This is a genomic window from Burkholderia perseverans, assembly GCF_022870505.1.
GTDB classification, from domain to species: Bacteria; Pseudomonadota; Gammaproteobacteria; order Burkholderiales; family Burkholderiaceae; genus Burkholderia; species Burkholderia plantarii.
The window spans coordinates 2830169-2845219 of the sequence record NZ_CP045093.1 but is presented as its reverse complement, the minus strand read 5'-3'; the positions used below and the strand labels follow the sequence as shown (position 1 = coordinate 2845219).

Annotated in this window: 12 protein-coding genes; 9 read left to right on the top strand and 3 right to left on the bottom strand. The window is 70.0% G+C overall.

The window, feature by feature from the left end:
* The first annotated feature begins 37 nt into the window (after positions 1-37).
* Positions 38-1543: a glycine betaine/L-proline transporter ProP gene (proP, locus tag BpN12_RS11755; protein ID WP_246792762.1), complete on the top strand. Its 1506-nt coding sequence runs from the start codon at positions 38-40 to the stop codon at positions 1541-1543.
* Here proP and BpN12_RS11750 read toward each other — a convergent pair.
* Positions 1513-1620, bottom strand: a complete 108-nt coding sequence (locus tag BpN12_RS11750) for a DUF2269 family protein (RefSeq protein ID WP_425306263.1) — start codon at positions 1618-1620, stop codon at positions 1513-1515. The two genes, proP and BpN12_RS11750, sit on opposite strands and share 31 nt — an antisense overlap.
* 182 nt (positions 1621-1802) lie before the next feature.
* Here BpN12_RS11750 and BpN12_RS11745 point away from each other — a divergent pair, with 182 nt between their 5' ends.
* The gene (locus tag BpN12_RS11745; RefSeq protein WP_246792761.1) at positions 1803-2972 is read left to right on the top strand and encodes a porin; all 1170 of its coding nucleotides are present in this window, start codon (positions 1803-1805) and stop codon (positions 2970-2972) included.
* Between the two features lie 112 nt (positions 2973-3084).
* Here BpN12_RS11745 and BpN12_RS11740 read toward each other — a convergent pair whose 3' ends face one another.
* Positions 3085-5364: a phosphocholine-specific phospholipase C gene (locus tag BpN12_RS11740; protein ID WP_246792760.1), complete on the bottom strand. Its 2280-nt coding sequence runs from the start codon at positions 5362-5364 to the stop codon at positions 3085-3087.
* Between the two features lie 367 nt (positions 5365-5731).
* On the opposite strand from BpN12_RS11740, the gene BpN12_RS11735 reads away from it, so the two are divergent.
* From BpN12_RS11735 to BpN12_RS11715, 5 genes are all read left to right on the top strand, one after another.
* Positions 5732-6373, top strand: a complete 642-nt coding sequence (locus BpN12_RS11735) for a YukJ family protein (protein WP_246792759.1) — start codon at positions 5732-5734, stop codon at positions 6371-6373.
* 745 nt (positions 6374-7118) lie between these two features.
* On the top strand, positions 7119-8267 hold the full coding sequence (locus BpN12_RS11730) for an asparaginase (protein WP_246792758.1): 1149 nt from the start codon (positions 7119-7121) through the stop codon (positions 8265-8267).
* 197 nt (positions 8268-8464) lie between these two features.
* Positions 8465-8782 (top strand): hypothetical protein, encoded by a 318-nt coding sequence (locus tag BpN12_RS11725; protein ID WP_198256812.1) that lies wholly within the window; start codon positions 8465-8467, stop codon positions 8780-8782.
* 296 nt (positions 8783-9078) lie between these two features.
* Entirely contained in the window at positions 9079-10656 is a 1578-nt protein-coding gene (locus BpN12_RS11720) for a methyl-accepting chemotaxis protein (RefSeq protein WP_246792757.1), read from the top strand.
* 311 nt (positions 10657-10967) lie between these two features.
* Positions 10968-11600, top strand: a complete 633-nt coding sequence (locus BpN12_RS11715) for a glutathione S-transferase N-terminal domain-containing protein (RefSeq protein WP_246792756.1) — start codon at positions 10968-10970, stop codon at positions 11598-11600.
* 66 nt (positions 11601-11666) lie between these two features.
* Here the strand turns inward: BpN12_RS11715 and BpN12_RS11710 are convergent, their stop codons facing one another.
* The gene (locus tag BpN12_RS11710; protein WP_246792755.1) at positions 11667-12581 is read right to left on the bottom strand and encodes a glutaminase; all 915 of its coding nucleotides are present in this window, start codon (positions 12579-12581) and stop codon (positions 11667-11669) included.
* 459 nt (positions 12582-13040) lie between these two features.
* On the opposite strand from BpN12_RS11710, the gene BpN12_RS11705 reads away from it, so the two are divergent.
* Entirely contained in the window at positions 13041-13748 is a 708-nt protein-coding gene (locus BpN12_RS11705; protein ID WP_246792754.1) for a response regulator, read from the top strand.
* A complete protein-coding gene (locus BpN12_RS11700; RefSeq protein ID WP_246792753.1) occupies positions 13735-14910 on the top strand; it encodes an ATP-binding protein in 1176 nt (391 codons plus the stop codon). The genes BpN12_RS11705 and BpN12_RS11700 overlap by 14 nt, the downstream gene beginning before the upstream one ends.
* Positions 14911-15051: the final 141 nt, after the last annotated feature.

The window sequence follows — 15051 nt, the reverse complement described above, 5'->3', positions numbered from 1 at the left end:
CCAGGCGGCGCATCGCCATTCCCAAAGGAGCGTGCCATTGAGCCCATCGACCCGCAGACCCTCCGCCAAGGCAGCCGGCAGCGCGCGCGGCGCGCGCCCGTCCGGCCCCCGTTCGCATGAAGCGCGCGCGGCCGCGTTCGCCGACGACGAGGTGACCGTCGTCGATCGCGCGCTGTTGCGGCGCGCGGTGGGCGCGATGGCGATCGGCAATGCGATGGAGTGGTTCGATTTCGGCGTCTACAGCTACATCGCCGTGACGCTCGGCGAGGTGTTCTTCCCGTCCACCGCCGGTCCGGTGCAACTGATCGCCACCTTCGGCACGTTCGCGGCCGCGTTCCTGGTACGTCCGATCGGCGGCATGGTGTTCGGCCCGCTCGGCGACCGCATCGGCCGCCAGCGCGTGCTCGCCATGACGATGATCCTGATGGCGCTCGGCACGTTCGCGATCGGCCTGATCCCCGGCTATCGCTCGATCGGCATCCTCGCGCCGGTGCTGCTGCTGGCGGCGCGCCTCGTGCAGGGCTTCTCGACGGGCGGCGAGTATGGCGGCGCGGCCACCTTCATCGCCGAATTCGCGGCGGACCGGCATCGCGGCTTCATGGGCAGCTTCCTCGAGTTCGGCACGCTGGCCGGCTACCTGCTCGGCGCGGGCACCGTCACGGCGCTCACGGCCGCGCTCTCGCCCGCGCAGATGCTCGACTGGGGCTGGCGCGTGCCGTTCTTCATCGCCGGCCCGCTCGGGCTGATCGGCCTCTACATCCGCACCCGGCTCGAGGAAACGCCGGCGTTCCGCAAGGAGGCCGAGCGCCGCGAGCGGTTCGAGCGCGCGCACGCGCGGCCGTCGTTCGTCGCGCTGCTGGCCGGGCAGTGGCGCGCGCTGCTGGTCTGCATCGGGCTCGTGCTGATCTTCAACGTGACCGACTACATGGTGCTCGCCTACCTGCCGAATTATTTGTCGGCCACGCTGCACGTCGCGCAGGCCAGCAGCCTGCTGGTGGTGCTGCTGGTGATGCTGGCGATGATGCCGCTCACGCTCGCGGCCGGCTGGCTGTCGGACCGCGTCGGCCGGCGCCCGGTGATGCTGGCCGGCTGCCTCGGGCTGGTCGTGCTGGCGGTGCCGGCGCTGCTGCTGGTCCGCGGCGGCCACGGCGTGCCGCTGTTCGCCGGCATGATGCTGCTCGGCGTGCTGCTCTGCTGCTTTTGCGGCGTGATGCCGTCGGCGCTGCCGGCGCTGTTTCCCACCTCGGTGCGCTACAGCGCGCTGGCGATCGGCTTCAACGTGTCGGTCTCGCTGTTCGGCGGCACCACGCCGCTCGTGGCCGCGTGGCTGGTCGGCGCCACCGGCAACCTGATGATGCCGGCCTACTACCTGATGGGCGCGGCGGCGCTCGGCGCGGTGGCGGTGCTGGCGGCGCGCGAGAGCGCGGGGCGGCCGCTGCCGGGCTCGGCGCCGTGCGTGGCGACCCAGGACGAGGCGCGGCGGCTACGCCGTGGCGGCGCGGGCCGGCTCGCTCAGGCGGGCTTGACCACCATCAGGAAGTAGACCGCCACCATCGCCAGGAAGGCCGGGTAGCCGAGCCATTCCCAGGCCCGCGCGCGGCGCCAGTGAGTGTCGGGCAACGCGCTCGAACCGGTTGCGTGCGCAATTTGGCGGCCGCCGTTCGACGCGGCGCCGTCAACAGGTCCGGGGCATGCCGTTCCAATCTGTTGTTTTCATATTCTTCACAGAATTCCTTGGTTTCCCGCCGATATCGGTTTCGATAACGTTCGAACTCTTCCAAAAACACACCAGAGAAACCGGAATGAAACGTCTGTCCCTCCTCGCGCTGCCCGCCATCGCCTCGCTCGCCGGCGGCGCCGCCCACGCGCAAAGCTCCGTCACGCTGTACGGCATCGTCGACGCGGGCATCGCCTACGTCCACAACGCACAGGGCGCCAACGGCGCCAACCAGTCCTCGCTCGTGAAGTTCAGCAGCGGCAACATGTCGGGCAGCCGCTGGGGCCTGCGCGGCACCGAGGATCTGGGCGGCGGCCTCGCGGCGATCTTCCAGCTCGAGAACGGCTTCAACGTCGGCACCGGCGCGCTCGGCCAGGGCAGCCGCGAGTTCGGCCGCAAGGCGATCGTCGGGCTGGCCGACCAGCGCTGGGGTACGGTGACGCTCGGCCGCCAGTACGATCCGCTCGTCGATCTGGTGCAGGGGCTGACCGAAGACGGCCCGTTCGGCGGCACCTTCGCGACGCCGGGCGACCTCGACAACTACGACAACAGCCTGCGCGTGAGCAACTCGGTGAAGTACACGAGCCCGCTGATCGCGGGCCTGCAGGTGGAAGCGCTGTACGGCTTCGGCGGCGTGGCCGGCGCGACCGGCAGCGGCCAGACCTACAGCTTCGGCGCGGCCTACGCGAACGGCCCGCTGCAGGTCGGCGCCGGCTACTTCTTCGCGAACGGCGGCAGCACCGTGGCGGGCGGCCAGCGCAGCTGGACCAGTACCTCGGACACGCTGTTCAACACCGTGATCAACTCGGGCTTCGCGAGCGCCAAGTCGATCCAGATCGTGCGTGCGGGTGCCCAGTATTCGATCGCCGCGGCCACCTTCGGCATCGCCTACTCGAACACGCAATACGCGGGCGACACGCTCTCGACGTTCCAGTCGACGGCGAAGTTCAACAGCGGCTCGGCGTTCTTCAACTACCGCTTCACGCCGGCGCTGAACACCGGCGTCGGCTACAGCTACACCTCGCTGACCGGGCCGGCCTCGGCGCACTACAACCAGGTCAACATCGGCGCGGTCTATTCGCTGTCCAAGCGCACCGACCTCTACGCGCTGGCGGGCTACCAGAAGGCGAGCGGCAACACGCTCAACGCCACCGGCGGCCAGATCGCGGCGGCGGCCTCGATCGGCAGCTACGGCGTGAACTCGGGCACCGACAGCCAGGAACTGGCCGTGGTCGGGATTCGGCACAAGTTCTGACGCGCGGCGGGCCGCGGCGCGGCCCGTGTGAGACGAGACGGCCGGCCATCGCGCTTCGCGGTGGCCGGCCGTTTTTCATGACGCGCTCGGCGGCGCGGGTGGCCCGTGCGTCTTACACGGTGCCCATCGCCGGATCGGACACGGAATCGCGGCCGGTCTCGATGCGCCCCGCGAAGCGCCGCCGGAACGCCGCTGACGCGTCGCAGCTCACCGTGAAGTCGTACCAGTTGCCGCTCGCGGCCACCGGCCAGCGCAACTCGCCCGCGCCGTGGCCGGCCACCTTCAGCGTCCACGGGCCGTCGTCGCGGTAGGCATTGGCGGCGGCCGTGAACGTGCAGGGCCGGCTGCCGCGATTGACGAGCCGCACGATCAGCTGCGCCGGCTCGTGCTGCCCGTGTTGCTCGTAATGAACCTCGATCTCGGGATGCGCGGCGTCATGCGGGTCGGCAAGACGGCCCGCGAACGCGCGGTGATAGCCGTTCGGGCCCAGCACCCACAGGTCGTAGGCGCCGTCGTCGGCGGCATCGGGCGTCCAGCTGCCGGCCAGCGACTTGCCGACCTCCACCACGTAGCGGCGCGGAATCCGGTCGAGATGGCGGCGATCGTAGACATGGAACACCGCGCCGGCCTGCGCGGCGCTGTGGTTCGCGAATTCGAGCGAGACGGTGCCGGCGGCCGGGTCCGCCCGCATCGTCGTGCGCAGCGCGTAGGGCAGCGCGCGCGACGGCCGCGTGCCGGCGGCCTGCGCCGGCAGCGGCGAACCGGGCGCTGCGGCCGGCACCGGAATCGCCTTCGCGGCGGCCTGCGACGCGGCCAGCGAATCGGCGCCGGCGCGGCTGGTGCGGCCCGGCAGCGTCGGCGGCGCGGCCTCGTTCGGCGACACGAAGTTGAAGCACGAGGTCAGGTCCCCGCAGATCGCGCGGCGATAGGCGCTGATCTGCGGCTCGACCACGCCGAAGCGTTGTTCCAGGAAGCGCAGCGTCGAGGTGTGATCGAACACCTGCGAATTGACGAAGCCGCCGCGGCTCCACGGCGAGATCACCCACATCGGCACGCGCGGGCCGGGGCCGTAGGGGCGCCCGTCGATGGCCGGCTGGTTCGGCGTGGCCGGCGTGAAGTCGTGGTACTCGGGCGCCATCGCGGCGGCCGGCAGCGTGCTGCCGCCGGCCAGCGTGCCGTCGGCCTCGCGCGACGGCGCGCTCGGCGGCGGCAGGTGATCGAAGAAGCCGTCGTTCTCGTCGTAGTTGACGATCAGCACGGTCCGGCTCCAGACCTCGGGGTTCGCGGTCAGCGCGTCGAGCACCTCCTGCACGTACCAGCCGCCCTGGGCCGGGCTCGACGGCCCCGGATGCTCGCTGTAGTACGACGGCGCGATCAGCCACGACACCGACGGCAGCGTGCCGGCGCGGATGTCGTCGCGGAACGTTTCGAGGAAGCCGTGCGGCATGGTGTTGCCGAAGCCCTTCGCGAGCGGGCTCAGCGCGTCGTCGATCGCCGGATCGTAGAACGGCCCGGCCGCCGTGGCCGGCTGTTTGATGTCGACGGTCGAGACGAACACCGGACGGCGCTCGGCCGGCATGCCTTCGAGCGCGGCGCGCCAGTGGCGAAAGCTCATCATCTCGTTGCAGCCGAAGTTGTCGACCAGGCTCTGGTAGACCTTCCAGCTCACGCCGGCCTGCTGCAGCCGGTCCGCATAGGTGGTCCAGGTCCAGCCCGCGTTCGACGGGCCGATGTCGTTGCCGAGATGGAATTCGTTGTTCAGCGCGGCCACGCGCACCGGGTGCCGGTCGGCGGGGCTCTGGCCGTTCGGACCGTTGGTGCCGCTCCAGTAGAACAGCCGGTTCGGGATCGTGCCGGTATGCATGCCGCAGTGGTAGGCGTCGCAGAGCGTGAACGCGTCGGCCAGCGCGCGATGGAACGGCACCTCGGCCGCCTCGTAGTAGCCGAGCGAGAGCGGCGTCTTCGCGGTCGGCCACGCCGACATGCGGCCATGGTCCCAGGCGGCCTGCGCGTCGGCCCATTGGTGCGGCGTGCTGCCCGCGCGCAGCGCGTTGCCCTTCGTTTCGTCGAGGTGATACGGGCTCAGCGTGCGGGTCGCGCCGTCCAGCGTGTAGCGCTGGTGGAAGATGTTGGCGGTGCCGGCCGCCGGGATCGCGAAGCGGTCGCCGTAGCCTCGCACGCCGCGGAACGTGCCGAAGTAGCTGTCGAACGAGCGGTTCTCGAGCATCAGCAGCACGACGTGCTTGACGTCCTCGATGGTGCCGGTCGCGTTGTGCGCGTCGATCGCGAGCGCGCGGCGGATCGCGGGCGGAAACGCCGAGAGCGCGGCGGCGGCCGCGGCGCCGCCGAGCGAGGTCTTCAGGAACTGTCGTTTGGAGGCGTTGAATGTCATGCGGATGGGCGGTGTCGGGATGAGGGGCGGCGTTCGCGGCGTGGCGCGGCCGGTACGTGCCGGGCCGGCCGCGCACGGCGGTAACGATACCCGGGTTCGTCGCCGTTCGCCGACCAGGCCAGGCGCAGTGTCCGGCAGGCGCGTGACGCGCGTGCGGCACCAACGTCATGACGCGCCGCCGGCCTCGCGCGGCGCGCGAAATTGCCGAATGCGAGGCGCGCGCGCGGTAGCGCTTACCGATCCGCGGCGCCACGTGGCCGCCACGCTCATGGCAGGCAGGAAAACATCCTGCGCATGCAACTCGCGTTTCGCAAAACTGTCAGTCGCGAACGGCAGAATCGCTTTCCACCCACCACAGGACGATCCCATGTCACTGAACTATGGCTTGCTGAAGGGCACCGTTACCGGACATCTGCGCAACGCTGACGACGATCATTACCAGATCCTCCTGCATGCGGGCGACGAGGTGTTCCGGATCGCGGTGAACGTGAAGTCGTCGGCGCCGCACGCGCCCTCGACGGTGCTGTTCGAATCGACCACGACGCTGCCCGACTCGCTGGCCACGCAGCTGATGGCGGCCGACACCGGCTTCACGAAGCTCGCGAGCAAGCCGGGCGGCCTCGCGATCGACTTCGTGCGCGGCGGCCTGGTGGATACCAAGGCGATGGTGCCGGTGCCGCCCGACGTGCCGGGGCAGAGCAACGACCTGAAGGACCGGCTGGAGAGCGCCGTGGTGAAGGCGATGGACGAGGCCGGCTCGCTGGTGTTCGCGTTCGGCGCGAAGTGGGGCCCCGAGAACAAGCCCGACCAGTATTTCAAGTTCGTGCCGGGCCAGGGCATCCATGACATCCATATGAACCAGGGCAACTCGGGCTCGTACAAGAAAGACAACGGCGTCTATCAGGACGGCTGCCTGATGCTGCGCTACCCGGACGGCTCGTGGCTCGCGGTGTTCCTCGCGTTCCAGTCGCAGACCTTCGATACCGACGATCACGGCAATCCGGCCTGAGCGTGATGACGTGACGATGTAATGATGTGATCGCGGCGGTTCCGGTGATGCCGGTGCCGCCGTCGGCATGGAATAAATAAAAAGACTCGAGACCATGCCGAGGGGTGATCCGGTTTGATGTGCCTTCCCTGATTCGTTGATTTTCCCGCTATTCGAATCGATCGGGATGTGATGCGGCACATTCCGTGAAGCCGTGTTTGGGCTACATGGCCATCGATTGGAAATTGCGCCATTTCAATAGGATGGAAAATCATGATTAAAAATCGGGAAGCGATGAGGTATCGCGCCATCCGGTCCGCATGCCGGCATCGGCTCGGCCCGATGTTTCCTTGCGTCAGCACAATGCGGGCGGCACGTCTGCCGGGGTTCGCCGCAAACGCCGGCCGCGCTGGCCCGGCGATCATGCCGATTCGCCGCTCCAGAGCGCGTTTGACGCGCATCAGCGAGCCCCGGGTAATTTGAGTCAAATTTGGTCAAATCCAAGGACAACGAAGGAAATTGGTTTTAGGATGACTTGCGACATCATCTGAAAACCACCTTCCGAATCGCCGCGATTCTCGCGAATCGGCGCGCCCCCGGGCATGCCGCTCATCCCGTCTGAAGCATTGGCCGCACGCCGGTCAGGCGGGCCGGCGGGCCGGCGGCAGCGTGATCGATTGGCTGCGAGCCGATCGGAAATGAAAACCACATCGAATGATGTTTGCGAAGTGCAATTCAGCGAATCAAAAAATGTATGGAGTCTAAAATGAACGACATTTCCGCTTTCGGGAAAACCGGGTCTCGCCATGCTCTGCTTCGTCTCGCCGCCGCCGCGGCGCTGACCGCCTTCGTCGCGCTCGGCGCGCCGGCCTCGTTCGCCGCCGACGCGGCGGCACCCGTCGCGACCGGCACCCAGGCCGCCGTCTCGCTGCCGCGCGTCGCGATCCTCGCCACCGGCGGCACCATCGCGGGCAAGGCCGACGCGCGTGCCGCGAATGCCTACAACGCCGGCGCCGTCAGCGCGCAGCAACTGGTGGACGCCGTGCCGGGCATCGAGAAGCTCGCGCGCCTGAGCCCCGAGCAGGTCGCCTCGATCGGCTCGCAGGACATGAACGACGGCGTCTGGTTCAAGCTCGCGAAGCGCATCCAGGAGATCTCCGATCGCAACGAAGCCGACGCGATCGTGATCACGCACGGTACCGACACGCTCGAGGAAACCGCGTTCTTCCTCGACAACGTCCTGCACACCGACAAGCCGGTCGTGCTGGTCGGATCGATGCGGCCGTCCACGGCGATCAGCGCCGATGGTCCGGCCAACCTCTACGAAGCGGTGGAAGTGGCGGCCGATCCGCATGCGCGCGGCCGCGGCGTGATGATCGTGCTGAACGACACGATCCACTCGGCACGCGGCGCCACCAAGACCAACTCCACCAGCGTGCAGACCTTCGTCTCGCCGAACAGCGGCCCGATCGGCTACGTCGATCCGGCGAGCGTGCGCTTCCTCGCGCCGGCCACGGCCGATTCGCGCAAGAAGTACGCGCTGCCGGCCGACGGCAAGCTGCCGCCCGTCGAGATCATCTATTCGCACAGCAACATGGATGCGCAGCAGATCGACCGTGCGATCGCCGATCACGTGAAGGGCATCGTGCTGGCCGGGGTGGGCGACGGCAACACTTCCGGCAAGGCGCTCGATGCGCTGCAGCAGGCGGCGCGGCAGGGCATCCTCGTGGTGCGCTCGACGCGCGTCGGCAGCGGCTTCGTGAACCGGAACGTGGAAGTGAACGACGATCAGCGCGGCTTCGCGGTGTCGCTCGACCTGAACCCGCAGAAGGCGCGGATTCTTTCCCAGCTGCTGATCTCGAACGGCATCACCTCGCCGGCCCAGGCGCAGCGCGCGTTCTCGGCGACCTGGTAAGGCGCCGGCTCGCCACCCTGCGGCCCCGCGGCGGTCGTGACGGCCGCCGCGTGTTTCGTCTGCGCTTTGCGCGCGGTGCCGCCCGTGGCAGGTCCTGCCCGGGCGCCGCCGCGCCTCTGCCTGCACCGCCGGCCTTTGTAAGCCGCCGTTCACCGACTAGACTACAAAATTCTCGTCGATTAGCCGGATGAAACGCGATGCAGATCGATTTTTATACGGAGCCGGTGGACGTCGATGCGGTGTGCCGCGATCTGGAGAACGGCGACGTGGCCGTGATCCACACCACGCGTCCGAACTTCCAGGACCTGCATGATGCCGTGAGCCCGCTGATGCGCGGCTCGGCGATCCTGCCGCTGTCGGTGCGCGACGCGCAGGGCGGCTGGCACTGGTACCTGATGAACGGCGATCGCGAGCCGCGCCCGCTCACCGAAGTGGACGCGCGCGTCGCGGTCGCGATCGCGGCCTGGCAGGCCGCCGGCCGGCCCACGCCGTACCGCGTCGCCGCCGTGCGCTGAGCGCGCAAGCTCATTGCGCGGGGCTGCCCGCCGGCCATCCGCGGCCCGCGTCGTCCACATTCCTGCAGCGTCCTTTCACCCGTCACGCCGGCGATGGCGGTTTTCGACGGGTTCCCGTCGCTTCGCTGCTCAAGTCAAAAATTCGCGTTTCCGATAGCCCGGCATGAAGCGCGCGAATCCGGCCCCATGCCGGCTGCGCGCTCATGTGCCGGGCCAGCGCGTCCGGCGTTCCGTCCGATCCCCGCGTGCGCCGCGGCCGCCAGGCCCGATGCGCGCGCCTCTTTTCCTTGCCGACCATGTCTCGAACCATCACGATCCGCGGCGGGCTCGCCGCCACGATTGCCGGCTGTACGGTCCTGCTGATGCTGGTGATCGGGGCGGCCGCGTTCTCGCTCGTGAAGAGCAACGGCGCGCTCGACGCGATGTATCGCGACGACACCGCGTCCGTCGTCCACCTGAAGACGAGTTCCGAACGCATGCTGATGCTGCGCATCGGCCTCGGCAACGTCGAGCAGATCATCAGCGCGGGCAAGCCGGCCACCGAGGAGGTGCGCCGGCTGCACGCGCTGCTCGACGAGAGCCGCCGCGAACTCGACGCCTATCGCGCGCTGCACGCGCCCGACGCGGCCGAGAAGGCGCTGCTCGACACCATGCTCGCGAAGCGCGCCCAGCTGCTCACGCAGGGGCTGGAGAAGGGCATCAGGCAGCTCGACGCCGACAACCTCGTCGATTTCCTCGGCACCCAGCGCGAGATGTCGGCGGCCTGGTTCGACGACTACCAGCAGGCGCTGACGGCGCTGGAGGCGTTCCAGGTCGAGCGCCAGCGCGCGCGCTACGAGGCGGCGGCGCGGCGCTTCGGGGTGGCGCTCACGGCGTTCGGCGCGGCCGGCGTGTTCGCGCTGGTGGCCGGCTTCGTCGCGCACCGGGCGCTCACGCGCGCGATCGTCCGGCCGATCGACGCGGCGGTCGGACACTTCGCGAAGATCGCCGCGGGCGACCTGACCGGGCGCATCGACACCGGGCGCGGCAACGAGATGGACCGCCTGCTCGGCGCGCTCAACGAGATGCGCCAGCGCGTGGCGCAGGTGGTGGGCAAGGTGCGCGAGGGCACCGAGGCGATCCTGCTCGACGCGCGCGGCATCGCCGGCGGCAGCCGCGACCTGTCCTCGCGCGCCGGGCAGCAGGCCGCGTCGCTGCAGCAGGCCGCCGCGAGCATGGAGCAGCTGACGGCCACCGTGCGGCAGAACTCGGACAACGCGCACGACGCGAGCGAGCTGGCCACGCGCGCCTCCGACATCGCCTCGCGCGGCGGCGCGGTGGTCAAGCAGGTGGTCCGCACCATGGATGCGATCTCGGACAGCTCGGCGCGCATCGTCAGCATCGTCGGCACCATCGAGAGCATCGCGTTCCAGACCAACATCCTCGCGCTGAACGCGGCCGTGGAGGCGGCGCGCGCCGGCGAGGACGGCCGCGGCTTCGCGGTGGTGGCCGCCGAGGTGCGTTCGCTCGCGCAGCGCTCGGCCGCCGCCGCGAAGGAGATCAAGGAGCTGATTTCGGCCTCCACCACCAATGTCGACGAGGGCAGCGCGCTGGTGATGCGGGCCGGCGCGACAATGGACGAGATCCTCACCGCCGTGAACAGCGTCAACGCGATCATGGCCGACATCAGCCTCGCCTCGCGCGAGCAGTCGGCCGGCATCGAACTCGTGAACGCGACCGTGGTGCAGATGGAGGCCACCATGCAGCACAACGCGGCGCTGATCGAGACGGCGTCGGTGACCTCGGCGTCGCTGGAGCGGCAGAGCGAGAGCCTGTTCTCGGCCGTGTCGTGGTTCCGGGTGGCGGACGGCACGGCGGGGCGGGCGGCGGGCTGAACGAGCGGCGAGGGCGAGCGGACGGTGGGGTCTGCGGTACACGAGCTGGCCGTCCCGCAGCCGCCGTTTGCCATAGCGTCCGGCGCTTCCACGCCTGACGTGCCCGCCGATCTCGGCCCCCGGGCCGCGCACGAGCCTGCAGGCCGTCGGCGAATGGGCCAGAATCACGCTGCTGATCGATCCGGCGGATCCGGCGCCCGAGGCGCCCGGCCCGATCGCGGCGCTCGCGCGGACCGGCGTCGGCCTCGACGCCGCCGCGAACGCGAGCCCGGCGGCCCCATTCCACGCACTGCCCCACGGAGAACCGAAACATGCTGAAGATCCTGACCGACGCGACCTCGCCGTTTGGCCGCAAGGTCGTCGTCGCGGCGCACGAGCGCGCGCTCGACGTGCGCGAGCTGTTCATCGACATGAAGCGGCCGGAAGCGCTCGCGCCGTTCAATCCGTTATGGCAGATTCCGGCGCTCGCGTTGTCGGACACGGCCGGCCTCTACGACAGCATGGCGATCATGCTGCATCTGGACACGCTGCACGCGCAGGCGCCGCTGGTGCGCACCGGCGACGTGGCCGCGCTGTCGATGCTCGCGCTCGCCGACGGGATGATGGAGGCCACGCTCGCGCGCCGCGTCGAGTCGGTGCGCGATCCCGCGCGGCAGGACGAAGCGACGCTCGCCAGGCTCGAGGCGCGCATCCTGCGCTCGGTGGAGACGCTCGCCGCGCGCCTCGACGAACTGGCGCCCGAGCGCGACGGACGCGTGTCGGGCACCCAGATCGCGGTGGCCGTCGCGCTCGAATACGCCGATTTCCGCTATGGGCGCGCCTGGCGCGAACGCGCGCCGGCGCTGGCCGAGTGGCTCGCGCCGCTGTCGGCGCGGCCGGTCATGAAAGCGACCGCGCCCGGCGCGCGCGAGCCGTTCGAGAGCGCGGGCCACGCCGCGTCGTAGCGGCGGGGCGTGGCCGGCCCGCGGCGGTGCCTCCGGTGCGCCGCCGCAGCCCAATCCCGCGCGGCGTCAGAAGATCGAGCGTTCCGTGTAGCTCGTCAGCCATTCCAGCGCCAATACGCCGGCCAGCGAATTGCCGTTCGCGTCGAGCCCCGGCGACCAGACGCAGACCGCCATCTCGCCCGGCAGCACCGCCACGATGCCGCCGCCCACGCCGCTCTTGGCCGGCAGCCCGACGCGGTAGACGAAGTCGCCGGCCGCATCGTAGGTGCCGCAGGTCAGCATCAGCGCCGACAGCCGCTTGGCCGAACTCGCGTCCACCACGCGTTCGCCGGTCACCGGCGCCACGCCGCCGTTGGCGAGGAACAGCGCGGCCTGCGCGAGTTCCACGCAGTTCATCGAGATCGCGCACTGGCGGCAGTAGGCTTCCACCACCGCGTCGGGCGGCATCCACATGTTGCCGAAACTGGCCATGAAGTGCGCCATCGCGCGGTTGCGCTCGGCATGCTGCCATTCGGACTGCGCCACGCGCGAGTCGTAGTCGATCTCGTTCGAGCCGATCAGCCGGCGGATGAATTCGACCAGCGCCGTCTCGGCGCGCACGAAGCGGCGGCTCAGCACGTCGGTGACCACCAGCGCGCCGGCGTTGATGAACGGGTTGCGCGGCTTGCCGCGCTCGCTTTCGAGCTGCACCAGCGAATTGAACGCGGTGCCCGACGGCTCGCGGCCCACGCGCTGCCAGAGCTCGTCGCCGAGCAGCTGGAACGCGAGCGTGCAGGCGAACAGCTTCGAGATGCTCTGGATCGAGAAGCGCTCGTGCGCGTCGCCCACCGTGTGGGTCTGGCCGTCGAGCGTGACGATCGCGATGCCGAAGCGCTCGGCGGGCACCTTGGCGAGTTCGGGGATGTAGTCGGCCACGCGTCCGGCGCCGATCCACGGCGTGATTTCGGTGTGGATGCGTTCGAGTATCGATGGGTAATTCATGACGGCGATCGGGCGGCGCACGGGGCGCCGAATTCAGCGAGCCCGTATGGAACCGCCTGCGCCGCGATTCGTCAAGCGCCGGGCCGCTGCGGTGGCGACGCATGCGAACCGGGGCGGCGTTCGCCGGGGCGGGCGACGGCCAAACCGGCGGCGCGGCGCCCGTTTCAACGCGGTAAACGCTTACCGGATTGATGCCGCGCCGCTTCCACGCCGGGTCCGCGACCGGCGTGGCACTTCCTGCCGCGATCCTGGTCGGACCCATCTGGCCGCCGCGCTTCCGAAATCCTTGTCGCGCGCCCTGAATTGGGCGGATATCGGGCGCCGGCGGCAGTATGATTCGGATTATTCTCGAATATTACCGATGGTTACCGGTCGGTTCGCGGGCCGACCCACGCGGCGTCGCCCATGCGGCCCGACCCATCCCCGATTTTCCGCACGCAACACGCAACGATCTCGCCCATGCCTTTCCGGATTCTTCTCGTCGAGGACGACAGCCGTCTGTCCACCCTGATCACCGGCTATCTGCGCAAGCACGACTACGAAGTCGATACCGTGCTCGACGGCCACGCGGCCGTTCCCGCGATCCTCTCGTCGCGGCCCGACCTCGTGATCCTCGACGTGAACCTGCCGGGCAAGGACGGCTTCGAGATCTGCCGCGAGGCGCGCAAGCACTACGACGGCGTGATCGTGATGGTGACCGCGCGCGACGAGCCCTACGACGAGCTGCTCGGGCTCGAGTTCGGCGCCGACGACTACGTGCGCAAGCCGGTCGAGCCGCGCATCCTGCTGGCACGCATCAAGGCCCAGCTGCGCCGCTCGCCGGCGCGCGCGGCCGAGTCCGGGGCCGAGCCGGAAGCGTTCACGTTCGGCAAGTTCTCGATCCATCGCGGCAACCGCTCGGTGCGGCTGCCGGACGGCTCGTCGCCCGACCTCACCTCGGCCGAGTTCGACCTGCTGTGGGCGCTGGCCTGCCGCGCGGGCGAGGTGGTGAGTCGCGACGACCTGATGCTGCAACTGCGCGGCGTGGAGTTCGACGGGCTCGACCGCACCATCGACGGCCGCATCTCGAAGCTGCGCCGCAAGCTGCAGGACGACGCGAGCCACCCGCGCCGCATCAAGACGATCCGCAGCAAGGGCTACCAGTTCAGCACCCATGAGTGGGAATAGGATCGACCCGGCCCGCCGCGGCGCGGCCTGCCCGCCGCCGCCCTCGCCCTCGCCGCCGCCCTCGCGCCTGCCGGCGCTGCGCTACCTGCGCTGGCGCTGGCTGCGCTTCCGGCGTTCGTGGACCGACACGCGCGCCGACCGCATGCCGAGCTGGTCGCGGCTCTACCTGCGCGCCTACCTGCATCTGATGAGCCTGGTGCTGACGATGGTGGGGGTGCCGCTGCTGGCGCTGTCGGCCACGCTGTCGCCGCGCGCGGTGCTGGCGGGCCTCGAGGCGCTGCCGGGCGGCGCGCTCGGCGTCGCGCTGTTCGTGATCGTGGTGCCGGCGCTCGCCACCTGGCGCTGGGCGCGCCCGACCTGGAGCGATCTCGTGATGGTGCGCGAGCGTGCCATCGATTTCAGCGGCGGGCGCTTCCACACGCGCGCGCGCGAATCGCACAGCGTGATCCTCGGCCCGCTCGCGCGCACGCTGAACGCGCTGGCGATGCGCATGGAGCGCCTGATCGAGGCCCAGCGCGACCTGACCAACGGCATCTCGCACGAGCTGCGCACGCCGCTCGCGCGCGTGCGCTTCGCGCTCGAGGTGCTGCGCGATCCGGCCTCCGACGCGGAGCGCCGCGCCGCGCTCGACAGCATCGCGCAGGACGTGACCGAACTCGACGAGCTGATCGACATGAGCCTCACCTACGCGCGGCTCGAATACAGTTCGCTGCAATCGAACCTGGAGCCGACCGGGCTCGCCACCTGGCTCGAAACCCAGGTCCGCGACGTCGCCCAGCTCGATCCGACCAAGCGCATCGAGATGCGCATCGGCGTGCCGCGCGAGCTGCGCGTCCACATGGATACGCGGCTGATGTCCTACGCGATCCGCAACCTGCTGCGCAACGCCGGCAAGTACGCGCAGTCGCGCATCGTGATCGGCGCCGCGACCGGCGCCGACGGCGGCATCACCGTGTTCGTCGAGGACGACGGCCCCGGCGTACCCGACGTCGAGCGCGAGCGGATCTTCGACGCGTTCGTGCGGCTCGACCGCCATACGGCCGGCTACGGGCTCGGCCTCGCGATCACGCGGCAGGTGCTGCAGGCGCACCATGGCAGGATCGTCGTGACCGACGCGCGCGTGCTGTCCGGCGCGCGTTTCGAGATCGGCTGGCCGGGCTGACGGCCGCCGGCCGACGATGGCCGGGCGAGGTGGGAGCGGGCGACGGCTGCGGGCCACGGCGTGCCGGGCGCCGCGCGGTTTCGGTCCGGCTTGCGCCCGCGCGTCGGACGGCAGCCCGCGGCGATCGATCCACACCGCGTC